The 23,335-nt window shown below is 71.7% G+C and carries 22 protein-coding genes and 1 tRNA gene; 9 read left to right on the top strand and 14 right to left on the bottom strand.

Features of this window, described 5'->3' with window-relative positions; translation table 11 throughout:
* Window positions 1–73: 73 nt before the first annotated feature.
* Genes ACZ5VD_RS13520 through ACZ5VD_RS13510 form a run of 3 tightly spaced genes read right to left on the bottom strand, consistent with a single transcriptional unit; the run spans window position 74 to window position 3,536 of the window.
* Window positions 74–943, bottom strand: coding sequence for a metal-dependent hydrolase (locus tag ACZ5VD_RS13520; protein WP_468682293.1), 870 nt, complete (start codon window positions 941–943; stop codon window positions 74–76).
* Window positions 940–2,700 carry an SDR family oxidoreductase gene (locus tag ACZ5VD_RS13515; RefSeq protein WP_468682292.1) on the bottom strand — a complete coding sequence of 587 codons (1,761 nt, stop codon included), beginning with the start codon at window positions 2,698–2,700 and terminating at the stop codon, window positions 940–942. The genes ACZ5VD_RS13520 and ACZ5VD_RS13515 overlap by 4 nt, the downstream gene beginning before the upstream one ends.
* Entirely contained in the window at window positions 2,697–3,536 is an 840-nt protein-coding gene (locus tag ACZ5VD_RS13510) for a M24 family metallopeptidase (protein ID WP_468550117.1), read from the bottom strand. The genes ACZ5VD_RS13515 and ACZ5VD_RS13510 overlap by 4 nt, the downstream gene beginning before the upstream one ends.
* 258 nt (window positions 3,537–3,794) lie before the next feature.
* Here ACZ5VD_RS13510 and ACZ5VD_RS13505 point away from each other — a divergent pair, with 258 nt between their 5' ends.
* The 6 genes from ACZ5VD_RS13505 to ACZ5VD_RS13480 all read left to right on the top strand — a co-directional run bounded on the left by ACZ5VD_RS13505 (window position 3,795) and on the right by ACZ5VD_RS13480 (window position 8,002).
* Window positions 3,795–4,766, top strand: coding sequence for an ABC transporter ATP-binding protein (locus ACZ5VD_RS13505; RefSeq protein WP_468550324.1), 972 nt, complete (start codon window positions 3,795–3,797; stop codon window positions 4,764–4,766).
* A complete protein-coding gene (locus tag ACZ5VD_RS13500) occupies window positions 4,756–5,673 on the top strand; it encodes an ABC transporter permease (RefSeq protein ID WP_468550118.1) in 918 nt (305 codons plus the stop codon). The genes ACZ5VD_RS13505 and ACZ5VD_RS13500 overlap by 11 nt, the downstream gene beginning before the upstream one ends.
* Window positions 5,670–6,581, top strand: a complete 912-nt coding sequence (locus tag ACZ5VD_RS13495) for an ABC transporter ATP-binding protein (RefSeq protein WP_468550119.1) — start codon at window positions 5,670–5,672, stop codon at window positions 6,579–6,581. Before ACZ5VD_RS13500 ends, ACZ5VD_RS13495 begins: the two co-directional genes overlap by 4 nt.
* Before the next feature lie 9 nt (window positions 6,582–6,590).
* On the top strand, window positions 6,591–7,310 hold the full coding sequence (locus tag ACZ5VD_RS13490; protein ID WP_468550120.1) for an ABC transporter permease subunit: 720 nt from the start codon (window positions 6,591–6,593) through the stop codon (window positions 7,308–7,310).
* A gap of 79 nt (window positions 7,311–7,389) precedes the next feature.
* Window positions 7,390–7,629, top strand: coding sequence for an SGM_3592 family protein (locus ACZ5VD_RS13485; RefSeq protein ID WP_468550121.1), 240 nt, complete (start codon window positions 7,390–7,392; stop codon window positions 7,627–7,629).
* Between the two features lie 271 nt (window positions 7,630–7,900).
* A tRNA-OTHER gene (locus ACZ5VD_RS13480) sits at window positions 7,901–8,002 on the top strand.
* A 40-nt stretch (window positions 8,003–8,042) separates the two neighbouring features.
* Here ACZ5VD_RS13480 and ACZ5VD_RS13475 read toward each other — a convergent pair.
* From ACZ5VD_RS13475 to ACZ5VD_RS13435, 9 genes are all read right to left on the bottom strand, one after another.
* Entirely contained in the window at window positions 8,043–8,858 is an 816-nt protein-coding gene (locus ACZ5VD_RS13475; RefSeq protein ID WP_468550122.1) for an HAD family hydrolase, read from the bottom strand.
* Window positions 8,855–10,132 carry a serine--tRNA ligase gene (gene serS, locus ACZ5VD_RS13470; RefSeq protein WP_468682291.1) on the bottom strand — a complete coding sequence of 426 codons (1,278 nt, stop codon included), beginning with the start codon at window positions 10,130–10,132 and terminating at the stop codon, window positions 8,855–8,857. Before serS ends, ACZ5VD_RS13475 begins: the two co-directional genes overlap by 4 nt.
* A gap of 540 nt (window positions 10,133–10,672) precedes the next feature.
* Window positions 10,673–11,605: a prephenate dehydratase gene (pheA, locus tag ACZ5VD_RS13465; protein ID WP_468550124.1), complete on the bottom strand. Its 933-nt coding sequence runs from the start codon at window positions 11,603–11,605 to the stop codon at window positions 10,673–10,675.
* Between the two features lie 79 nt (window positions 11,606–11,684).
* A complete protein-coding gene (gene efeB, locus ACZ5VD_RS13460) occupies window positions 11,685–12,989 on the bottom strand; it encodes an iron uptake transporter deferrochelatase/peroxidase subunit (protein ID WP_468682290.1) in 1,305 nt (434 codons plus the stop codon).
* 8 nt (window positions 12,990–12,997) lie between these two features.
* Window positions 12,998–14,923, bottom strand: a complete 1,926-nt coding sequence (locus ACZ5VD_RS13455) for a copper resistance CopC/CopD family protein (RefSeq protein ID WP_468550126.1) — start codon at window positions 14,921–14,923, stop codon at window positions 12,998–13,000.
* 13 nt (window positions 14,924–14,936) lie between these two features.
* Window positions 14,937–15,386 carry a copper chaperone PCu(A)C gene (locus tag ACZ5VD_RS13450; protein ID WP_468682289.1) on the bottom strand — a complete coding sequence of 150 codons (450 nt, stop codon included), beginning with the start codon at window positions 15,384–15,386 and terminating at the stop codon, window positions 14,937–14,939.
* A complete protein-coding gene (locus ACZ5VD_RS13445) occupies window positions 15,383–16,039 on the bottom strand; it encodes an SCO family protein (RefSeq protein WP_468550128.1) in 657 nt (218 codons plus the stop codon). Before ACZ5VD_RS13445 ends, ACZ5VD_RS13450 begins: the two co-directional genes overlap by 4 nt.
* A gap of 97 nt (window positions 16,040–16,136) precedes the next feature.
* Entirely contained in the window at window positions 16,137–16,871 is a 735-nt protein-coding gene (locus ACZ5VD_RS13440) for a YcnI family copper-binding membrane protein (protein WP_468682288.1), read from the bottom strand.
* 219 nt (window positions 16,872–17,090) lie between these two features.
* Window positions 17,091–17,975, bottom strand: coding sequence for a hypothetical protein (locus tag ACZ5VD_RS13435; RefSeq protein ID WP_468682287.1), 885 nt, complete (start codon window positions 17,973–17,975; stop codon window positions 17,091–17,093).
* Window positions 17,976–18,206: 231 nt separating this feature from the next.
* Between ACZ5VD_RS13435 and ACZ5VD_RS13430 the strand changes: the two genes are divergently transcribed.
* From ACZ5VD_RS13430 to ACZ5VD_RS13420, 3 genes are all read left to right on the top strand, one after another.
* Window positions 18,207–18,668 (top strand): ATP-binding protein, encoded by a 462-nt coding sequence (locus ACZ5VD_RS13430; protein WP_468550131.1) that lies wholly within the window; start codon window positions 18,207–18,209, stop codon window positions 18,666–18,668.
* Window positions 18,669–18,839: 171 nt separating this feature from the next.
* A complete protein-coding gene (locus ACZ5VD_RS13425; RefSeq protein WP_468682286.1) occupies window positions 18,840–19,772 on the top strand; it encodes an intradiol ring-cleavage dioxygenase in 933 nt (310 codons plus the stop codon).
* A 3-nt stretch (window positions 19,773–19,775) separates the two neighbouring features.
* Entirely contained in the window at window positions 19,776–20,615 is an 840-nt protein-coding gene (locus ACZ5VD_RS13420) for a triphosphoribosyl-dephospho-CoA synthase (RefSeq protein WP_468682285.1), read from the top strand.
* Here ACZ5VD_RS13420 and ACZ5VD_RS13415 read toward each other — a convergent pair.
* Together ACZ5VD_RS13415 and pdxR are read right to left on the bottom strand one after the other, a co-directional pair.
* The gene (locus tag ACZ5VD_RS13415; RefSeq protein WP_468682284.1) at window positions 20,590–21,882 is read right to left on the bottom strand and encodes an MFS transporter; all 1,293 of its coding nucleotides are present in this window, start codon (window positions 21,880–21,882) and stop codon (window positions 20,590–20,592) included. The genes ACZ5VD_RS13420 and ACZ5VD_RS13415 overlap by 26 nt on opposite strands.
* 89 nt (window positions 21,883–21,971) lie before the next feature.
* The gene (gene pdxR / locus ACZ5VD_RS13410) at window positions 21,972–23,333 is read right to left on the bottom strand and encodes a MocR-like pyridoxine biosynthesis transcription factor PdxR (RefSeq protein WP_468682283.1); all 1,362 of its coding nucleotides are present in this window, start codon (window positions 23,331–23,333) and stop codon (window positions 21,972–21,974) included.
* Window positions 23,334–23,335 lie beyond the last annotated feature (2 nt).

Genomic DNA, 23,335 nt, shown 5'->3' with positions numbered 1-23,335 from the left:
CGGTGGGCCCCGCTGCCTCCGGCCTCACCGCCGGTCCCCCTGACCCCGCCCCCGGACCTCCCGCCCCCGTCCGTCACGAGGCCTCCCTGGCCGCCGGTGACCTGCTCAGGTACTCCACCGCCCGGCTCAACGACCCTTCCCGCGAGGGGTGGTAGGACCGCCGGAGGTACCGGGGTATCGCCGCGCCCAGATCCCGCCACGCGGGCAGCAGCCCTTTGCGTACGGCCTTCTCGTGCTCGGCGAGGGAGTAGCGCAGGCGGCCGGCGAGGTGGGGGTCGTGGCGCATGAGGTAGGCCGTGCCCCATGTCCACAGGTACAGCATCACGGGGGCGGTGACCGCCATGCCCGCGATACGGCGCGCGTAGCGGTGTGTGCCGGTACCGCCGCAGTGCTGGTACATGTCGAAGGCGACCGCGCGGTGTTCGACCTCCTCGGCGCCGTGCCAGCGCAGCAGGTCGAGCATGACCTCGTCGGCGCCGGCCCGGTCCAGGTCCTCGGCGGCCAGGATCCAGTCACCGAGGACGGCCGTGAACTGTTCGATCGCCGCGACGACCGCGAGCCGGAAACGCAGCCACTCCCGCTCGGGTATCGGCACACCGAGCGGCGGTCGTTCGCCCAGCAGCCGCTCGAAGAGGAAGTCGACATACCGGGTGAACTCCGCGGTGTCGAGCCGCTGCGCCCTGAGATGGTCCAGCACGTGCGCGTGCTGGACGCTGTGCGTGGCCTCCTGGCCCATGAAGCCCTTGACCTGGGCCAGCAGTTCGGGGTCCCGGACCAGGGGCAGGCCCTCCTTGAAGACCTGCACGAACCACCGCTCCCCCGCCGGCAGCAACAGGTGCAGCACATTGATCACATGGGTGGCCGTCGGCTCGCCGGGGATCCAGTGCAGCGGTGTGCGCGACCAGTCGAAGGAGACCCGGCGCGGGACGATCCGCGCGCTCACAGCGGCGGCTCCATCCGCGCGATCACCCGCAGCGCCCTGGGGGCGAACCGGGACATGAGGTGGGCGCCGCGTGCCTCGGGCGTCACCGGGACCACCGCCTGACCCCGCACCACCGCCCGCAGGATGGCGTCGGCGACCTTCTCCGGCGGGTAGTTCCGCAGCCCGTACAGGCGCGAGGAGCGCTTCTGGCGCCGTTTCTCCTCGGCGGCGTCGACCCCGGCGAAGCGCGCGGTCGAGGTGATGTTGGTGTTCACGATGCCGGGGCACACGGCGGTCACGCCGATGCCCTGCCCGGCCAGCTCCGCGCGCAGGCACTCGCTCAGCATCAGCACGGCGGCCTTGGAGGTGCTGTAGGCGGGCAGCACCTTGGAGGGCTGGTAGGCCGCCGCCGACGCGGTGTTGACGATGTGGCCGCCCTGCCCGCGGTCGGCCATCTGCTTCCCGAAGAGCCGGCAGCCGTGGATCACGCCCCACAGGTTGACGTCGAGGACCCTCTTCCAGTCCTCCGGGGTGGTGTCGAAGAAGGACCCGGACAGGCCGATGCCGGCGTTGTTCACCAGGACGTCCACCACGCCGTACTCGGCGGCGACCTTCTCGGCGAGCTTCTCCATGGCCTGCTCGTCGGAGACGTCGACCGTCTCCGCCCAGGCCTTCGGAGCGCCGAGCAGCCGGGACAGCTCGGCGGTGCGGACCGCCGCCTCCCCGTCCCGGTCGACGGCGACCACGCGCGCGCCGGCCTCGGCGAACGCGAACGCCGTGGCCCGCCCGATGCCGCTGCCCGCACCGGTGACCAGCACCAGCTGCCCGCCGAAGCGTTCGGCGTACTTCCCGGTCGCCTGCACCGCGGCGGGCCTTCCGCCCTCCACGGAGGTCACGAACTCCGAGATCCAGGAAGCCAGTTGGTCGGGCCGGGAGCGGGGGACCCAGTGCTTCGCCGCGATGGTGCGCCGGGTCAACCGCGGCGCCCACAGTTCCAGTCCGTCGTAGAGCTTCTCCGAGAGGAACGCGTCCCCCAGGGGCGTGATGAGCTGCACGGGCGCGTGCGCGTAGGCGTCCGGACGAGGGCGGCGCAGCCGCGCGCGGACGTTGTCCCGGTACAGCCATGCTCCGTGCGCCGCGTCCGTCGGCAGTGACGAGGTCGGGTAGCCCTCACCGGGGACCTTCTCGACGCGCTCCAGGAGCTTTGGCCACAGCGTGCCGAGAGGGCCGCGCCAGGCCAGTTCGGGCAGCGCGGGGGTGTGCAGCAGGTACACGTACCAGGACTTGGCGCCCTGGCCGAGCAGCTGGCCCACCCGGCGCGGGGTGGGGCGCTTGACGCGCTGGTCGATCCAGTGGCCGAGGTGGTCGAGGGACGGCCCGGACATGGACGTGAAGGACGCGATCCGGCCCTCGGTGCGCCGGACCGTGACGAACTCCCAGGCCTGCACCGAGCCCCAGTCGTGCCCCACCAGGTGCACCGGCCGGTCCGGACTGACCGCGTCCGCCACGGCCAGGAAGTCGTCCGTCAGCTTCTCCAGCGTGAACCCGCCGCGCAGCGGCCGCGGCGCCGTGGAGCGTCCGTGGCCACGGACGTCGTACAGCACCACATGGAACTCCTCGGCCAGCCGGGACGCGACCCCCGACCACACCTCCTTGCTGTCCGGATAGCCGTGCACCAGGACGACCGTCGGCCTGGAGGGGTCCCCCAGCTCGGCCACGCACAGCTCGACCCCGCCGGTCCGTACCCGGCGCTCCCGCACACCCTTCGGCAACGTCACTTGTCCTCCGCCCAGCGCCGCACGTGCGGCAGATCGTCGTCCAGCCAGAAGGCACCCTGCTCGGGGTCCGCGGAGTCGGTGACGACAAGGATCTCCTCGAACTTCGCGCCCGTACCCCGGAAGCCGAGGTGCGGTTCGACCGCCCACAGGCCCGGCCGGGGTGGATGGTCGGAGAAGCGGTAGGGCGACCACAGCGGGGACCAGCCCTCGCGGTGGCCGTGCAGCGCGTCGGCGGCCAGGCCCTTCAGCGACTGGGTGCCGAACCCGAGGACACGCGGTGACCAGCGGCGCTCCCGAACCCGGTCCACTTTGTGCGCGATCACGCCGAAGGGGTAGGCGCGATGCCGGTTGGCGTAGCCCTGGCGGACCATGAGGCGGTCCACGTCCTCGTAGATCTCCCGCAGCGGGCGGCGCTCGCGCACCTCGCTCAGGATCAGCTCGCGGTGCGCCTCCAGGTCGTCCATCAGCCGGTCCTGCACCGGGTTGGCGCCCAGGGAGCCCGAATAGCCGATGTCCGCGGTATGGCCCTCGTGGACGGGAGCCATGTCGAGGATGAACGGCATCCCCTGCTCCAGCCGGCGGTCGGTCGGGAAGAACTGCAGCGGTACGCGGAAGTTCACGAACGCGGTGCGGTCGCCGAACCAGGCGAAGGGCAGATGGAACCAGTCGCGCACACCCCGCTCGCGCAGCCACACCCGCTGCATCCGGGCCGCCTCGCGCTCGGTGACGCCCGGTTCCAGCCGCGCCGCGACCGCCTCCGCGCAGGCGTAGGCGAGGCGCTGGACCTTCCTGAACCCTCGGAGCTCCGCGGTGAGTTCACCTGCTGCCGTCGTCATGCCAACGCCCCACCCGTCCCCGTCGACCGCGGTACGTGCCCGTAACTTGACACTGGTGAATGTGACAGTCGTTAGAGGCTGCGTCAATAGGGGGTGCGGCGGCCTGTGGACAACCGGGCCGATGTGGATACGCGGCCTCGCGTTGTTCGACCTCAGGGTTGGACCCCTAGGGCCCCGTAATACTCCAGACTGATACCAAGACGGCTCTGCGGGGTGACGTCCGGCGTGGTCCAAGTCACTACCGTCGAGGACGTGACTGTGATCGCGACCGAAAGCCTGAGCAAGCGGTACCCCCGGGTGACCGCGCTTGACCGGCTCTCCGTGGACGTCGGGCCCGGTGTGACCGGACTCGTCGGAGCCAATGGAGCCGGCAAGTCCACACTGATCAAGATCCTTCTGGGTCTGTCCCCCGCCACCGAGGGCCGTGCCGAAGTGCTCGGCCTCGATGTCGCCGCCCCGTCGTCGGGTGCCGCCATCCGCGAGCGGGTCGGCTACATGCCGGAACACGACTGCCTGCCGCCCGACGTCTCGGCCACCGAGTTCGTCGTCCACATGGCACGCATGTCCGGCCTGCCGCCCGCCGCCGCCCGCGAGCGCACCGCCGACACCCTGCGCCACGTCGGGCTGTACGAGGAGCGGTACCGCCCCATCGGCGGCTACTCCACCGGCATGAAACAACGCGTGAAACTCGCGCAGGCCCTCGTCCACGACCCGCAACTGGTCTTCCTGGACGAGCCGACCAACGGCCTCGACCCGGTCGGCCGCGACGAGATGCTCGGCCTGATCCGCCGCATCTACACCGACTTCGGCATCTCCGTCCTGGTCACCTCCCACCTGCTGGGCGAGCTGGAACGCACCTGCGACCACGTGGTCGTCGTCGACGGCGGCAAGCTCCTGCGCTCCAGCTCCACCACCGACTTCACCCAGATGACGACCACCCTCGCCATCGAGGTCACCGACACCGACGACCACCCGGACGGCACCCGTGCGGTGCGCGACGCGCTCCACGCGCGCGGGGTGGACGTCCTCGACGGCGCCGGCGGCCTGCCGGGCGCCGGCCACGTCCTGCTGCTCACCGCGCGGGGCGAGGAGACCCACGACCTCATCAGGGACGTCGTCGCCGACCTCGGCCTCGGCCTGGTCCGCATGGAACAGCGCCGGCACCACATCTCCGAGGTCTTCAACGACCAGGACGAGCAGCGGAAGGAGGCGGTCGGCCATGGCGGTTGAGCAGCCCACGCGGACACCGGCGACACCTTCGGGTGACCAGACCCGCATCCACAACATCGGCTACCGCGCCTACGACGGCCCGCGTTTGGGCCGTTCCTACGCCACCCGCTCCCTCTACTCGCAGTCCCTGCGCGGCTCCTACGGCCTCGGCCGCTCGGTCAAGTCCAAGGTGCTGCCGATGCTGCTGTTCGTGGTGATGTGCGTGCCCGCGGCCATCATGGTGGCCGTCGCGGTCGCCACCAAGGCCAAGGACCTGCCCCTGGACTACACGCGCTACGCGATCGTCATGCAGGCCGTCATCAGCCTGTACGTCGCCTCGCAGGCACCCCAGTCCGTCTCGCGCGACCTGCGCTTCAAGACCGTTCCGCTGTACTTCTCGCGGCCGATCGAGACCGCCGACTACGTGCGCGCCAAGTTCGCCGCCCTGGCCTCGGCGCTGTTCATCCTGACCGCGGCGCCGCTGCTGGTGCTCTATGTGGGCGCCCTGCTGGCGAAGCTCGACTTCGGCGACCAGACCAAGGGATTCGCTCAGGGACTGGTTTCCGTGGCACTGCTCTCCCTGCTCTTCGCCGGCCTCGGCCTGGTCATCGCCTCGGTCACCCCGCGCCGCGGCTTCGGCATCGCCGCCGTGATCGCCGTCCTGACCATCTCCTACGGCGCGGTCTCCACGCTCCAGGCCATCGCCGACGCGCAGACCAGCTCCGGATCCATCGCCTGGATCGGCCTGTTCTCGCCCGTCACGCTCATCGACGGAGTGCAGTCCGCGTTCCTCGGCGCGAGCTCGGCGTTCCCCGGAGGGGTCGGCCCGACGAACGGGGAGGGCGTGGTCTACGTCCTCGTCGCGCTCGGCCTGATCGCCGCCTGCTACGGCCTCCTGATGCGCCGCTACCGAAAGGTCGGACTGTGACCACGCTCAACATCGACCACGTCTCGCGCTGGTTCGGCAACGTGGTGGCCGTCAACGACATCACCATGACCATCGGCCCCGGCGTCACCGGCCTCCTCGGCCCCAACGGCGCCGGAAAGTCCACCCTCATCAACATGATGGGCGGCTTCCTGGCCCCCTCCACCGGCACCGTCACCCTGGACGGCCAGCCGACCTGGCGCAACGAACAGATCTACAAGCACATCGGCATCGTCCCCGAGCGCGAGGCGATGTACGACTTCCTCACCGGGCGCGAATTCGTCGTCGCCAACGCCGAGTTGCACGGCCTGGGGGCCAGGGCCGCCCAGAAGGCGCTGGCCACCGTCGAGATGGAGTACGCGCAGGACCGCAAGATCGCGACGTACTCCAAGGGCATGCGCCAGCGCGTGAAGATGGCGAGCGCGCTCGTGCACGACCCCTCGCTGTTCCTGCTGGACGAGCCCTTCAACGGCATGGACCCGCGCCAGCGCATGCAGCTCATGGACCTCCTCAGGCGCATGGGCGACGAGGGCCGCACGGTCCTGTTCTCGTCCCACATCCTCGAAGAGGTCGAACAACTCGCCCGGCACATCGAGGTCGTGGTCGCCGGCCGGCACGCGGCGAGCGGGGACTTCCGCAAGATCCGCCGTCTGATGACCGACCGCCCGCACCGCTACCTGGTGCGCTCCAGCGACGACCGCGCCCTCGCGGCCGCGCTGATCGCCGACCCGTCCACGTCCGGCATCGAAGTCGACCTGGCGGAGGGCGCACTGCGCATCCAGGCCGTCGACTTCGGCCGCTTCACGGCCCTGTTGCCGCGGGTGGCCAGGGACCACGGCATCCGGCTGCTCACGGTCTCGCCGTCCGACGAGTCCCTGGAGTCCGTCTTCTCGTATCTCGTCGCGGCGTAGGAGGCCAAGATGTACGACCCCACAGTCGCCCGACTCACCTACCGGGCCCTGCTCGGCCGACGCAGGGCCCTGATCCTCGGCGCCCTGCCCCTGCTGCTGATCGCCATCTCCGTGGTGGTGCGCGGCCTGGCCGGCGCCGACGACCAGACGGCGTCCGACCTGCTGGGCGGGCTCGCGCTCGCCACCATGGTGCCGATCATCGGCGTCATCGCGGGCACCGGCGCGATCGGCCCGGAGATCGACGACGGCTCCGTCGTCTATCTGCTGTCCAAGCCGATCAAACGCCCGACGATCATCTGCACCAAGCTGATCGTCGCGATCGCCGTGACGATGGTGTTCTCCGCGGTACCCACCCTGATCGCGGGCTTCATCCTCAACGGCAACGGCCAACAGATCGCCGTCGCCTACACGGTGGCCGCGCTCGTCGCCTCCATCGCCTACGCGGCGCTCTTCCTGCTGCTCGGCACGGTCTCCCGGCACGCGGTCGTGTTCGGGCTCGTCTACGCACTGATCTGGGAGGCGCTGTTCGGCTCCCTGGTGGCCGGCGCGCGCACGCTCAGCGTCCAGCAGTGGTCGCTGGCCGTGGCCCACAAGGTGGCCGGCGGAGACCTGGTCACCTCCGACGTCGGGCTGACCACGGCGACGGTGCTGCTGGTCGCGGTCACCGTCCTCGCCACCTGGTACGCGGGGCAGAAGCTGCGCTCGCTGACGCTCGCGGGCGAGGAGTAGACACGACGCTTATTGACAGGGGCTTCACCCCTGTCCCGGCACACTGGACAGACGGAGACGTACGGCCAGGAGGACGGGGATGACGGACGAGGCGTCACAGCACGAGGGCCACGGCCGGTCCGAGGACGAGGTCTGGAACGACCTCGTCCTGGACGAGGACTTCATACGGTCCGCCGAGACCGCCGAGCCGTCCGCACGGGCCCGGATGCTCGCCGCGCGCTGGCGAGGAGAGCAGCCCGAGCCCCAGCCGTGGCGTTCCGACGAGCCGCCCGCCGGATGGTTCTTCAGCAAGCGTCGTCGCAGATGGCGGCGGCGCTGAGGAAGTCCGCGGGCCACCCGTTAATCGGTGGCGCCGAACCCGGCGTACCGGCACAGTGGTGGTGTCGAGGACGCCGGGTCGAGCCGGCGCCACCTACGGGGAGAGGAGCCGGGCGATGTCGATGCACGACAGTACGTCCAGCTCCCGACAGGGCAGCCCGCGGCGGAATCCGGAGTAGTCACCTCTCCGCGAGACCGCCCCATTCGGGGAGCTGCCCGGGGCGGCCGCTTCGAGCACGCGACGCACCGCGTTCGCGTGAGGCCGCCCACCCGGAGGATTGGCCGAGTGGCAAGGCACCGGCTCGCCGTGTTCCATGAGCGGCGAGTCGCGGTCGGGGGGAAACCCCGCGCACGTTCGATTCGTGCATCCTCCGCACGGAGCGAGGTGTTCCCGCCCCGCGGGAACACCGACGCTCAGCCGAGCAACCGCTCCAGCACCACGGCGATCCCGTCCTCCTCGTTCGAGGACGTCACCTCGTCCGCGATCGCCTTCAGCTCCTCGTGGGCGTTGGCCATGGCCACGCTGTGGGCGGACCAGGCGAACATCGGGATGTCGTTGGGCATGTCGCCGAAGGCGATCGTGTCGGCCGCCTTCATGCCCAGGCGGCGGGCCGCCAGGGAGAGTCCCGTCGCCTTGGAGAGGCCGAGGGGGAGAAGCTCCACGATGCCCGCGCCGGCCATCGCGACGCCGACGAAGCCGCCGGCGGCCAGGCGGGAGGCCTCGGCCAACTCGTCGTCCGACAGCGTGGGGTGCTGTATGTAGATCTTGTTCAGGGGGGCGGTCCACAGGTCGGACGCGTCCGTGAAGGGCGTCGAGGGCAGTTTGCCGGTGACCGCGTAACCGGGACCCACCAGTACCTCGCCCTCCAGGCCGTCCCGGCTCGCCGCGAGGTACAGCGGGCCGACCTCCGCCTCGATCTTGGCCAGTGCCACCCCGGCCAGCTGCCGGTCCAGCGTCACCGATGTCAGCAGGCGGTGCTCGGCGGCGTCGTACACCTGCGCGCCCTGGGCGCAGACGGCCAGGCCCTGGTAGCCGAGGTCGTCCAGGATGTGGCGCGTCCACGGGGCCGAGCGGCCCGTCACGACGATGTGGGCGGCGCCCGCCGCGGTGGCCGCGGCGAGCGCCTCACGGGTGCGCCGCGAGACCGAGTCGTCGGAGCGCAGCAGCGTCCCGTCGAGGTCGGTGGCGATCAGGCGGTAGGGGAACCCCGGCGCGGCGGACGTACTCACTTGGCGACCGGCTCCAGGACCTCACGGCCGCCCAGATACGGACGCAGCACCTGGGGCACACGCACGGAACCGTCGGCCTGCTGGTGGTTCTCCAGGATCGCCACGATCGTGCGCGGTACGGCGCACAGCGTGCCGTTCAGCGTCGCCAGCGGCTTGACCTGCTTGCCGTCGCGGAAGCGGATCGACAGGCGGCGGGACTGGTACTCGGTGCAGTCCGAGGTCGAGGTCAGCTCGCGGTACTTGCCCTGCGTCGGGATCCACGCCTCGCAGTCGAACTTGCGGGCGGCCGAGGAGCCGAGGTCGGCGGAGGCGACGTCGATGACCCGGAACGGCAGCTCCAGCGACGTCAGCCACTGCTTCTCCCACTCCAGCAGGCGCTGGTGCTCGGCCTGCGAGTCCGCCGGGTCGACGTACGAGAACATCTCGACCTTGTCGAACTGGTGGACGCGGAAGATGCCCCGGGTGTCCTTGCCGTGCGAGCCGGCCTCGCGGCGGAAGCAGGGCGAGAAGCCCGCGTAGCGCAGCGGCAGCCGGTCGGCGTCGATGATCTCGTCCATGTGGTACGCGGCGAGGGCGACCTCGGAGGTGCCGACGAGGTAGAGGTCGTCCTTGTCGAGGTGGTAGACGTCGGCGGCCGCCTGGCCGAGGAAGCCGGTGCCGGCCATCGACTGGGGGCGGACCAGCGCGGGCGTCAGCATCGGCGTGAAGCCGGCCGTGGTCGCCTGCGCGATGGCCGCGTTCACCAGGGCGAGTTCCAGCAGCGCGCCGATGCCGGTGAGGAAGTAGAAGCGCGAGCCGGAGACCTTGGCACCGCGTTCGACGTCGATCGCGCCGAGGAGGGTGCCGAGTTCCAGGTGGTCCTTGGGGTCGAAGCCCTCGGCGCCGAAGTCGCGGATCGTGCCGTGCTGCTCCAGGGTGACGAAGTCCTCTTCGCCGCCCACGGGCACCTCCGGGTGCACGAGGTTGCTGAGCCGGAGCGCGAGCTCCTGGGTCTCGGTGTCGGCCGCGTCGCGCTCGGCGTCGGCGGCCTTGACGTCGGCGGCGAGCTGGCCCGTCTTCTTGAGCAGCTCGGCCCTCTCGTCTCCGGAGGCCTTGGGGATGAGCTTGCCGAGTGCCTTCTGTTCGGCACGCAGCTCGTCGAAACGGACGCCGGACGACCTGCGCCGCTCGTCGGCGGACAGGAGGGAGTCGACGAGCGCGACGTCCTCTCCACGGGCGCGCTGCGACGCACGCACACGGTCGGGGTCCTCACGGAGCAGGCGAAGGTCAATCACGTGGCCAAGGCTACCGGTGCGGGGTGACGGCTCACGACTCACTATTGCGCGGCATACGGATTCGCGGCTTACGTTCCGTTATGCCGCAATTGCCGAACGTGTCAATAAAAAGAGTCCCACTCCCTGGGATGGGGCAGGCGACGGGCGTCGTGTTGACTCGATTCCCTTGCGGGAAACGGGACTTGGGACGGCCTTCGTCCACAGAAATCCACAGCGCCGAAAAGTTATCCACAGGCTGTGCGAAAGATCTGTGGATGGCGGAGGCGATCATTCCCGGCCGGGTCCACGAGGCGATGAATTCCCCTCCCAAACCGGCATCACACCCACTTTCGGGTGGAAATGGGTCGCTCCAAAGGATGGCGCAAGGGAAACAGGTGGACGAAGGGTGACCTACGGGACTGTGGACGAACTTGTGGCCCAGAGGGCGATTTGTCGACTGAGTGGCGGTTCGTTGTCGACTTGTCCCCAGGTCGAGAAGCTCGCCTGTGGACAACTCCTGTGGATAACGAAAATATGCAGGTAGGAGCGGCTGGAAACGCCCTAGAAACGTCCGTCCTGGCATCGCGCCACCCAGTCCGCCGCCGACACGAACTCCGCGTCCGAGGTGCCCGGGTACGTAGGACGTACGTCCGCCACGTCCACGTCCGCACGCGGGTACGAGCCGAGGAAGCGCACCTGGAGGCAGATCCGCTTGAGCCCGGTCAGGGCCTCGGCGACCCGGCGGTCGGAGATGTGGCCCTCGGCGTCGATGCAGAAGCAGTAGTTGCCGATGCCCGCTCCGGTGGGCCGGGACTGCAGCAGCATCAGGTTGATGCCCCGGCCGGCGAACTCGCCGAGCAGGTCGCGCAGACCGCCGGGATGGTCGTCGCGCTGCCAGAGCACGACGGACGTCTTGTCCGCGCCGGTCGGTGCCGCGGGCCGGGCGGGCCGGCCGACCAGCACGAACCGCGTCTGGGCGTTCTCCGCGTCGTGGATCTCGGTCTCCAGGGCCGTCAGACCGTACCGGGCGGCGGCGAACTCGCCCGCGAAGGCGGCGTCGTACTGCCCCTCCTGGACCAGGCGGGCGGCGTCCGCGTTCGAGGCGGCCGACTCCCAGTGGACGTCCGGGAGGTTCTTCTTGAGCCAGTTGCGCACCTGGGGCTGGGCGGCCGGATGCGCGGAGACCGTCTTGATGTCCGAGAGCCCGGTGCCGGGCCGGACCAGCAGCGCGAAGGTGATCGACAGCAGTACCTCGCGGTAGATCATCAGGGGCGCGCCCGCGACCAGTTCGTCGAGGGTCGTGGTGATCCCGCCCTCGACGGAGTTCTCGATCGGCACGAACGCGGCCTCGGCCTCCCCGGTGCGCACCGCGTCGAGCGCGGACTGCACGGACACGTAAGGGATCAGCTCACGGGTGGCCGCCTCGGGAAGCGTGCGCAGGGCGACTTCGGTGAAGGTGCCCTCAGGGCCGAGATACGCATAGCTCGCTGGCATGGCCTCACCCTAATGGGCCTTGCGGAACCCGGGACACGCGTCCTGGCACTGCCCCTCGCGTGAGTGAACCTGCGTGACCTCAGCCCTCCAGCAGCCGCTGCCCCACGTACTCCCCCTCCGCCGCCCCGCCGGGCACCGCGAACAGGCCGCTCGCCTCGTGGCGGATGAACCGGGACAGGGCGTCGCCCCGGTCGAGCTTGCGCTGCACCGGCACGAAGCCGCGCACGGGGTCGGCCTGCCAGCAGACGAAGAGGAGCCCGGCGTCGGGGACCCCGTCGCCGTCGAAGCCGTCGTGGTAGGAGAAGGGCCGCCTGAGGATCGCCGCGCCCCCGTTCTGGTCGGGGCGGGTGATGCGGGCATGGGCGTTGATCGGGACGACGAGGTCGCCCTGGGCGTCGGTCTTCTCCAGGTCCATGTCGGTGGTCTCGGTGCCCCCGGACAGTGCCGCCCCGTCGGACTTGCGGCGCCCGACGACGTCCTCCTGGGCCTTGACCGAGAGCGCCTCCCAGTCGTCGAGGAGCATGCGGATACGGCGTACGACGGCGTAGGAGCCGTTCGCCATCCAGGACGCGTCGGCCGAGCCGGAGGCCGGTACGAAGATCCGCCGGTCGAAGTCGGACTCGCTCGGCTTGGGATTGCGGGTGCCGTCCATCTGTCCCATGAGGTTGCGCGCCGTCATGGGATGGGAGGTGGCGCCCGGCGAGCGGTTGAAGCCGTTCATCTGCCAGCGGAGGCGGGCGGCGGCGCCGGCGCCGGCGTCCTTCTGGATCGCGCGCAGGGCGTGGAAGGCGACCAGCGCGTCGTTGGCGCCGATCTGCACCCACAGGTCGCCGTCGCTGCGCTTCTTGTCGAGCTGGTCGGAGGAGAAGTCGGGCAGCGGATCCAGGGCGGCGGGGCGTTGCTTCTCCAGCCCGGTGCGGGCGAAGAAGCTGTGGCCGAAGCCGAAGGTGACGGTCAGGGTGGAGGGGCCGGCGTCCCGGGCCACGTCCGTGTCGTCCTGCGTCGCCGCCTCGCCCGCCATCAGCCGCCCGGCCGTCCCAGACCAGCGGCGCAGCAGCGCGACGGCCTCCTTGCGGCCTGCCCCGGCCGCGAGGTCGAAGGCGACGAGATGGCCGACGGCCTGGAGGCCCTCGGTGATGCCGGGCTGGTGTTTCCCGTGAAACATCACCCGGCCGGCGCCCACGGAGGTGAGCGGGGTGGCCTCGGCCGGGCGGGCCGTGTATCCCACCGCGCCGCCGGCCGCGCCGAGGACGAGCCCGGTGGCGCCCGCGGTGCTCAGCAGCTTCCGCCGGGAGAGGCCCTCCAAAGAGGAGCCCTGGTGGGAGGCGGCCTCCTCCGGAGGCGCATCAGGAGTGCGGGCCTCCGGAATGGACTGGTCAGGCATGGTGTCGTTCAGCCGATCTGCGCGTTCTTGGAGACGGTCGTCTGGTCGATGTCGGAGGTCCGCACGGTGACCGCGACCTTCCAGTCGCCCGCCATGGGGATCTGTACTCCGTTCGCCGCCCAGTGCCCGGTGGTGACGTGGTCGGGGACGACGGGCAGCGGCCCGATGTCCTTGGACTCCAGAGTGAAGGCGACCTTCACCTCCGGGGGGTCGAAGGCACGCCCGTTGGGGCGCTGGACGTAGACGTGCATCTCGTTGGCGCCCACGCGCGCGGGGTCGAGATCCACCGTCACGACGCCCTTGCCGTCCTCGCCGCCGGTGTCGAACGACATGGCCAGGGTGACCGCCCCGGCCGACGCGTCGGAGCCGGAGGAGGCCGACGAGGACGAGGTGGCGGCCTTGGCCTCCTCCTCCGTGCGGCCGGGTTCGGTCTGCGTCAGCACGGTGGTGACGGCGAGCAGTACGACGGCGACCCCGGCCTCGGCGAGCACCGAGCGGCGCAGTCCGAACCGCTGGGGGTCGGCGTCCCGCTCCCGCTTCTGCCGCGCCGCGTCCACCGCGGCCCGCTGCCGGGCGAGTTGCGCGTCCCGCTGGGAACCACCGGCGCTCTTGCCGCCACCCGTGCTCCTGGAACCGTCCGCGCTCTTGGCACCCCCGGCGGCGACGCGCTCCTTCCGCGGAGCGTCCTCGCTCTCCTGGGCCACGGTGTCCACCAGCCGTGCCGTCCACCGCCGCGAGATGTAGGCGATGCCGACGAGCAGTGCCACCAGCCCGATCTTGACGAGCAGCAGCTGCCCGTAGCGCGTGTCGGTGAACGCCGTCCAGGAGCCGAGCTGGCGCCAGGACTGGTAGGTCCCGGTCAGCACCAGCGCGACGACGCTGCCGAAGGCGACGGTCGAGAAGCGGCGTACGGCGGCCGTGTCGACGGGCGACTCCGCGGGCGCCCGGTACAGGGCGACGAGCAGGGCGGTGAGGCCGCCCAGCCAGGCCGCGACGGCCAGCAGGTGGACGACGTCGACCGGCATCGAGATACCCGCCTGGAGCCCGACCGAGGCGTGCTCGGACATCGCCCAGCTCGCGGCGAGCCCGGCGGACACGACGAACCCGCCGACGGCGAGCCCGAAGGTCAGGTCCCGCTTCTCGTCCTCCTCGCGCTTGTCGTACGCCCCGAAGAGGACGGCGATGAACAGCGCGGCGGCGGCGAGCAGCAGCAGCCGGGACACCAGCGCCGCGCCCGTCTTGGTCTGGAGCACCTGGCCGAGCAGGTCGAGGTCGAAGACGTCGCCGACCTTGCCGGAGCTGGTGTACGAGCCGCGCAGGAGCAGCAGCAGGAGGGTGGCCGAGGTGAGGGCGAGCCAGCCGGAGACGACGAGCCGCTGCAGGGGCCGTACACCGGAGCCGCGCTGCCAACAGGCGAGGACGAAGGCCGCGCCGCCGACCAGGACGACGAAGCCGGCGTACGACAGGTACCGCCCGAAGCCGTACAGCCAGCCGACGACCCCGCCGCCCACGGTCTCCTCGGAGACCGAGACGGAGGTGGCCGAGGGGGCGCCGACGGAGAAGGTGTAGGCGCCGGCGACGGGATGGCTGTCCGCGGACACCACCTGGTAGGTGACGGTGTAGGTGCCGTCGGGCAGGCCGCTGTGGAGTTGGACGGCGTACGTCGTGCCGGTCACGTTGGAGGGTTTGCCGCGCTGGACGGCCTTGCCCTTGGGGTCGAGCACGCGCAGCGAGTCCGCGGACAGGGAGACCGCCTCGGAGAAGGTCAGCGAGACCTGGGTGGGAGCCTTGTCGACCACCACCCCCTGCTGGGGGTCGCTGCCGGTCAGTGCGGCGTGCGCGGAGGCCGGGACGGCCCCGGCGAGGAGCAGCCCGGCCGTGGCCAGGAGCAGCAGCACCAGGGTCCGGACACGGGGGGCGATGGTCGGCGTCAAGGGGGTCCCTCCGTCAGTGTCCGGTCTTCGGGGTGTACGTCGCCGACTTCACCGGCATCTTCACGAGGACCGGGTCGGCCTGGGCGAAGCGCAGTTCCACGGAGACCGTCTGGCCCTGTTCGGGCTTGTGCTTCAGCTTGTCGAACATCAGGTGGTTGCCGCCGCTTTTGAACACGAGTTGACCGTGCGGGGGGACGGCGAGGTCCTCGACCTCCCGCATCGCGCCGCCGACCGTCTCGTGCACGGTGACCTCGCCGACATCGCTGGTGACCGAGGTCAGTTCGGCCTTCGTGGCGCTGTCGTTGACGATCGTCAGGAAGCCGGCCGCCATGTCGGCGGAGACCGGCTGCGGCATGTAGGCGCCGGAGACGGAGAGGTCGGCGCCGGAGTCCGAGCCGCAGCCGGCCAGCACCAGGGCGCCGGTCAGCAGCGCGGCGGGCGCGGCCAGCTGCCTCGGCCTCACGGCTTGGCTCCCTTGACGAGCTGGGGGAGGTCCTTGGTGTAGTCGTCGACCGTGGCGTCCTCGCCGTACAGGACGTACCCGGCGTCGGTCTTCGGGGAGAAGGCGACCACCTGGGTGCCGTGCACGGAGACGGTCTTGCCGGTCTTCTTGTCCTTGTGTGTCGGCTCGATGGAGATGCCGAGGGTGCGGGCGCTCGCCTGGATGGTGGCGAAGTCACCGGTCAGGCCGACGAACCGGCTGTCGATGCCCTTGAGCCACTTGCCGAGCTCGGACGGGGTGTCGCGGTCCGGGTCGGTGGTGACGAACACCACGCGCAGCTCGTCCTGTTCGGACTTGGGCAGCGCCTTCATGGCGACGGCGATGTTGTTCATGGTCAGCGGGCAGACGTCGGGGCAGTGCGTGTAGCCGAAGTAGATCAGCGTCGGCCTGCCCGCGGTCTCCTTGCGGAGGTCGTACTTCTCGCCCCGGGAGTCGGTGAGGACCAGGTCCGGCTTCTCGAACGGCTGGTCGAGGACGGTGGCTGCCTTGTCGGAACCGGGCTCCTCGGAGATCACGGAGACCGGCGAGCCGGTGTCGTCACCGCTGCCGCACGCGGAGAGGGTCAGGGTGGCGGCGGCGAGCAGCGCCGCCGCGGCGAACGTCTTCTTGCGCATAGAAAAATGTCCCAGATGTGATGGTGCCGGACCGCACCGGGGTCGCACGGCGGTGCCGCGCGTGCGAACCCCGGCGCCCGGCCGGGCGGTCCGGACCTCAGGCGTCGGTACGCCGGCGTCCGGCGAGCACGCCGTACGCCACGCCCACCACGCCGACGACGATGCCGACCACGCCCAGGACGCGGGCGGTGGTGTCGCTGCTGTCGGCGGGGGCGGCGGTCTCCGCGGCGGCGGGCTCGGCGGAGGCTTCGGCGGTGGCCTCGGAGCCGGCCGCCGAGTCGTGGTGCCCGTCCTCGGAGGCGGCGGACAGCGCCAGCACGGGCGCCGGGTTCTCGGGCTCCTCCGCGCCGTCCTCCTGCTCCTCGATCCAGCGCACGACCTCCTTGTTGGAGTACGTCTGGATCGCCTTGAAGACCAGCTTGTCGGTGTCCTCGGGGAGCGCGCCGACGGAGACGGGGAACTTCTCGAAGTAGCCGGGCTCCACGCCCTTGCCGTCGGCGGTCCAGGTGACCTTGGTGACCGCCTCGGTGAGCTGCTTGCCGTGCGACTCGACGGGCTTGTCGAGCTTGGACTTGGTGACCTTGATGTCCCAGCCGGCCATCGGCTCCGGCATCACGGAGGCGAGCGGGTGGTCGGCGGGGAAGTTGACCTCGAGCTTGGTGGTCGAGGCGTCGTCGCGCTCGTTGGGGACCTTGAAGTCGATGACCGCGTAACCGCCCTTGGCGGCGGTGCCCTCGGGCTGCACGCTGACGTGCGCGAACGCGGGCGAGGACAGGACGACGACGGCAGAGGCGGCGACGGCGCCGGCGGCGGCGAGACGAGAGGCCTTCATGGGGAGCACTCCACTCCGAGTGAGGTATCCGGGGTTCCGGTAGGGAACCCGGTGATGAGTCCGGTGATGGTTCCGGCAATGAAGAGGGGTACGCGGGCGCAGGCGTCAGCGATCACTTGTCTCGGCGATCACTCGCGAAAAGGACGTGCACGCGCGCGTGCCGCGCGACGGCGGCCCCTCCACACCGGTGCACGGCGGTGGAGTGCTGGTCGCGTCGCGTCAGGCGGCGAGGGACAGCGCGTCGGCGGGCGGGCCGCGCCGGATCACCGTGTGCTGGAGTGCGGTGGTCCGGAGTGCGGGACGCGGGAGACGGGAGGTGCGCGGGATGCGCGGAGCTGCCGTGGGCACGCCCGGCAGCCCGGCACGCAGGGCGCGCACCAGCGCGAGCGCCCCGCGCAGGGATCGTACGAGCGCCCCCTCGGCGACCGAGTGCGCCGACAGGGCGGACACCTCGGCCAGCCGCAGCAGGGCCAGGTCCCCGCGGCGCAGCAGCCAGCCCGCGGCGACGGCCGCGAGAACGTGCCCGAGCAGCATCGGCAGGGACGGCAGCAGCGACATGGAGGAGCCCGCGGTGCCGGACAGGGCGTCCGCGGGGTGGTGCATGGAGCTCATGTCCGCGGCCGTGCTCGTCGCCGCGCCCGGGTGGAGCCGGGCGTCCACGAGGATCCGCTGCGCCTGCGCCGGGCTGATCGCCGCCGCGGTGGCCCCGCAGACGAGCCGCGCGGCCTGCGCGACCAACGAGGCGTCGGAGACCGAGGAAGCCGTCGAGGCGGTGGTCACGGCCGTGGTCGAGGCGCTGCCCACCGCCGTGGTCACGGCCGTCGTCCCGTGCTGCCCCAGGCCGAACAGCACGTGCAGCACGGTCTGTCCGAGCGCGAGCAGCGTGGCGATGCCCGGCAGTGAACGCTCGCGTCCGGCGAGCGGCGCCACGACCAGGACGGCCCCCGCGAAGCCCGCGCCCAGCGTCCACAGCGGAACCGTGGCGCAGGAGGCGAGGGTGTGACCGGCCGCGGCCAGCACGACGCAGACCGCGGCGAACACCGCGGCCCGCAGCACCCGGAGATCGCCTCCGGAGCGCGCCGTACGGGGGTGGGGGGCAGTCATGGCGGGCTCATCATCGCACTGGCCTTATGACCGCCATACGGCAGGTCCACAAGATGACGTACATGACGTACGGCCGGAACGTCACCTTCTGTCACAAGGCGCCCCACATACACCGGTGGCTGCCCCCGGCACATCCCCCGTATGGGCGGCATCACGTCAACTGCGTGCTTACAACCGGGCCCTTGCGGCAATACGTAACGGTATGTCGAGCCGCGGCCTGGAGGCTGGAGCATGAGCATCTGGTGGTCACTCCATCTGCGCCGCGAGGCTGCGAGCGTTCCGCTCGCCCGGCGGCTGCTGCTCGGCACCATGGAGACGGCGGGCGTCGATCCCGACATCTCCTACGACCTCTCCCTGGCCCTCAGCGAGGCCTGCGCGAACGCCGTGGAGCACGGCGGGGGCGGCGAGGGCGGGACCGGGGGCTCGTCGCAGGCGTATCGCGTCACCGCCTATCTCGACGGCGAGAAGTGCCGGATCGAGGTCGCCGACTCGGGTCCCGGTTTCCCCGGCGTACGGCCCCGGCCGGCGGTCCGCGCGGTGCCCGTGGAGGACGAGAACGGCCGCGGACTGTGTCTCATCCAGGAACTCGCCGACCATGTGCACATCGGCAACAAGCCCGGCCGGCGGGGTGCGGTGGTGAGCTTCGACAAGATCCTCAAGTGGCGGGAGGACGCGCCGCTCATCGCTGTGTAGCGCCCTCGGGACGTGAGGAGGGCCGCACGGGGTGTGTGGGGCGTGCAGGGGGCGTGCACGGGCGGGGGCGCCAACGGCCCGGACGTACCCGAGGATTCGCCGCCCACATTCTCAGCTTGCGCACAGCGACGGCTCAGGTTCCTGACGGACGCCGTCCCTAGGTTCATGGACATGACGGGAAACCACGAAGACACCTCGATCACCCGGCGCCGCGCCCTCGTGGTGACCGGCGGCACGGTCGCCGCCGGCGGCCTCGCCGTGGCCGGGTACCAGTCGGCCTTCGCCGACGACGCGACGACCACCGCCGAGTCCACCGCCACCGCTTCGGCGACCTCCACCGGTGGCGCGTGCATGACGCTGATGTCGAGCGTCACCGAGGGGCCGTACTACCTGGACGGCGCCCTGGTGCGGAAGGACATCACCGAGGGCAAGAGCGGTGTTCCGCTGACCCTGCGTCTGACCGTGGTCGACGCCACCGACGGCTGCACCCCGGTGCCCGGCGCCGCCGTGGAGATCTGGCACTGCGACGCCTGGGGCTACTACTCCGGCTACACCACCGCCAACCCCGGCGGCTCCGCGCCCGCGGAGAGCGAGGACGGCTCGACCGCGAACGACAACACCTACCTGCGCGGTTACCAGGTCGCCAACGCCAACGGGGTCGTCAAGTTCGAGACGATCTTCCCGGGCTGGTACACCCCGCGTACCTGCCACATCCACCTCAAGGTGCACATGGGCGGCGAGAAGGAGGACGGCACCTACGAGGGCGGCAAGGTCAACTACACCGGCCAGCTGTTCTTCGCCGACGACATCGCCGAGGAGATCTTCACGCTGGAGCCCTACGCGAAGCACTCCGGCAGCTACACCGAACTGGCCGACGACATGGTGTACGACGGTGGCGGCGCCTCCAGTGGACTGATTACCCTCAAGGCCGTGCACAAGAAGGACCCCTCCAAGGGCTACAAGGGCTTCCTCACCCTCGGCGTCGACCCCGACGCCGAGAACACCGGTGCGGGCGGCGGCGGTGGCGGTACGCCCCCGAGCGACGGCCCCACGGGCACGCCGCCGAGCGACAGCGCCTCCGCGTCGGCCTCGGCGTCCTCGTAACGGATGAACAGCCGCGAGGACGACGCGCTGGCCCTGGCCGCCGTGGAAGCGCTCACCGGGCAGCTGGCGCTGGCTCCCAAGCCCGGTCTGCCCGACCCACGCGATCTGGGCGCCCGTACGACCCGGGTGGACCACAGCGCCCTGCGCTGGTCCGCCAAGGCGCTCGCGCCCGGTCTGACGGCGATGGCCGCCGCGGCCCGCCGCACGGGCGAGCCCACGCTCCAGCTCCGTACGGAACTGGGCGCCATCGGCCGGTGCACCGAGCACTCGGTGGGCCTGGCCGGCGGCGGCCACCGCGGCGCCCTGTGGGCGCTCGGCCTGCTGGTCGCCGCGGCCGCCCTCGATCCCCGTGCCGGGGCGAAGGACGTGGCCGCGGCCGCCAAGCGGATCGCCGCGCACCCCGACCGGCAAGCCCCGCGCAGGCCCTCGCGCGGCTCGTCGATCTCGGCGAAGTACGGCGCCGCCGGGGCGCGCGGCGAGGCACGGGCCGGATTCCCGCACGTACGGCGGGCGTGGGACGCCCTCGGCGTCGCCCGCTCGGCCGGCGCCGACGAGAACGACGCCCGGCTGGACGCCCTGCTCACCGTGATGTCCACCCTCCAGGACACCGAACTCCTGCACGCGGTGGGCCCGATCGGCCTGCGGCACGTCCAGGCGGGCGCCCGCGGGGTCCTGGAGGCGGGCGGTACGGCGACGGACGCGGGCCGCGCGGCCCTGTACGCCCTCGACGCGGATCTCCACGCGCGCGCGTGGAGCCCGCGGGGGAGCGCGGGCCTCCTGGCGGGGGCGCTGTTCCTGGACGCGCTTCCGGTACGGGTCAGTTCACCGGCGCGGGCTGCCTGACGTCCGGCCGCCGGACACCGGAGCCCGGGGAGGGGCGGGCGCCCTGGGAAGCAGGTGAGCCGTGGGCAGCACGTGAGGCCAGGGCCCGGCGCGTCGCCGGGCCCATCGCGTAGGACGCCACCAGCGTCGCCCCGCCCAGCAGCAGCCAGCCCGTCGTCCCCCACCCGAGCAGCAGCGAGGTCAGCACCAGCGGGCCCAGAGTGCGGGCCACGGTCACGCCCGCGCCGAAGAAGCCCTGGTACTCGCCGACCTGGTCGGCCGGCGCCAGGTCGAAGGAGAGCTGCCAGGAGCCCGCCGACTGCCCCATCTCGGCGACGACCTGGAGCACCGCCCCGACGACCAGCGCCCCGACGGCCACCCACGGCGACGCGCCCGCCGACAGCGCGAACACCGCGCACGCGGCCAGCATCACCCACCCCGACCGCCGCACCGCGCGCGTGGCCGACGCCGCCCCGGTGACGCCGCGCGCCATCCGCACCTGGAACACCATCACCGCCCCGGTGTTGAGCACGAACAGCGCGGAGACCAGCCACGTCGGCGCGTCCGTGCGCTCCGCGATCCACAGCGGCAGCCCGAGGCTGAGCAACGGCATGCGCAGCAGGAGCACGGTGTTGAGGAGCGTGAGGAGGGCGTAGGGGCGGTCGCGCAGCACGCCGGCCGCTCGGCGGCCCTCACGTACGACCGGTGCCGGCGCCACCGCGGGCAACCGGGCCAACAGCCCCGCACACACCAGGAAACCCACCGCGTCCAGCGCGAACACCCCCAGATACGCGGCCTGCGTCCCCGCGTGCAGGGCGAGCCCGCCCAGCCCGGCACCCGCCGCCAGACCGGCGTTGAGCGTCGACTGGAGATGCGCGAGCAGCCCGGTCCGCTCCCCGGCCGGCACCAGCCCCGCCAGCAGCGCCTGCCGGGCCGCGGCGAGCCCCGACTGGGCCGAGGCGTAGGCACAGGCGGCCAGGACGAACGGCACGAAGTCCCGGACGACCAGGAAGGACGCCACCGCGAGCCCGGTCGCCAGCGCCAGCAGCACCGCCGTGCCGCGCGCCCCGCGCCGGTCCGCGAGCCGCCCGAGCGGTACCCCGACGAGCGACCCGACCGCCCACGCGAGGGTCAGTCCGAGTCCCACGCGCGCGGGGGCGAGCCCGACGACATGGGTGAAGTAGAGCGCCGACGTCACGTAGTAGGCGCCGTCACCGACGGAGTTGGTCAACTGGGCGAGGGCCAGGACGCGTTGCGGACCCGCGGGCGGGACGAGTGAGTTCGTCATGGGAACGACACTAGAAGCGCGGTGGACCCTTATTAAGGCCCAATCGGCGCACCTTTCAGTGGCCCACTTCCGGGCGTCCTCCCCGGCGCCTACCCGTCCGGCACCTGGTCCAGAACCTCCCCCAGCGCGTCCAGCGCCTGCGGATACACCCGCTCCCGAGGCGTCCCGTACCCCACGACCAGCCCCTGGGGCCGTCCCTGGACGCCCGGTGTGTGCCAGTGGTCCCCCAGGTGTCCCACGGCGAGCCCCGCCGCCTCGGCGCGTGCCAGCGCCCGCGCCTCGTCGTCGACCTCCACCAGGGCGTGCAGTCCGGCCGCGATCCCCCGCACCTGCCGACCGGCTCCCAGCCGCTCCAGGAGCTGGTCCCGGCGCCGCCGGTAGCGCAGCCGGCAGGCCCGCACATGACGGTCGTAGGCGTGGCTCCCGATCAGCTCCGCCAGCGCCAGCTGACCGATGGACTCGGTGTGGTGGTCGCTGTGCAGCTTGGCGTCGGCGACCGCGTCGACCAGGTCGGGCGGCAGCACCATCCAGCCGAGCCGCAGCGCGGGCCCGAGCGTCTTGGAGGCGGTGCCCAGATAGGCCACGTGCCCGGGGGCCATCCCCTGGAGCGCGCCCACGGGCTGCCGGTCGTAACGGAACTCCCCGTCGTAGTCGTCCTCGACGATCAACGCCCCACGCGCGCGTGCCCAGTCGGTCAGCGCCCGTCGGCGTTCCGGATGCAGGGTCACGCCGGTCGGGTACTGGTGCGCGGGCGTGACGACGACGGCCGAGACGTCCCCCGAGGCGGCCAGGTCCGCCACGACGGCGCCCCGTTCGTCCACCCGGACCGGCACCACCCGGCCGCCGCCGCGCCGCACCACCTCACGGTGGAAGGGCAGCCCGGGGTCCTCCATGGCGACCGTGGCGCCCTCCAGCACCCGGGTGAGCAGCGAGAGCCCCTGCACATACCCGGAGACGACCACGATCCGCTCCGGCGGCGCGATCACCCCGCGCGCCCGCCCCAGATACTCCGACAACGCCGTCCGCAGCTCGATCCGCCCGCGCGGATCGCCGTACTCGTACGCCTGTGTCGGCGCCGCCGCGACGGCCCGCCTGAGCGCCCGCAGCCAGGCCGCCACCGGGAACGTCCCCACGTCCGGGCTTCCCGGGCGCAGATCGAGACGCGGCGCCCGCGCTCGGGCGGCCGTCTCCGGCGGTTCGGTGTCGACGGGGGGCAGCGCGGCGACCCGCGTCCCCGACCCCTGCAGCGCGGTCAGATAGCCCTCGGCGACGAGCTGGTCGTACGCCGCCTTCACGGTCCCCCGGGAGACCCCCAACTCGCCCGCGAGCCGCCTGGTGGCGGGCAGCCGGGCCCCGGGGGCCAGCCGTCCTTCCCGCACGGCGTCGCGCAGGGCCCGTTCGAGCCCGGCACGACGCCCTTCGGCAGGGCTCGCCTCTACATGCAGGTCCACAC

Source organism: Streptomyces sp. NPDC032822 (genome assembly GCF_055578825.1).
Note: the sequence above shows the minus strand (reverse complement) of the source record. Positions and strands in the feature narration are given on the sequence as shown.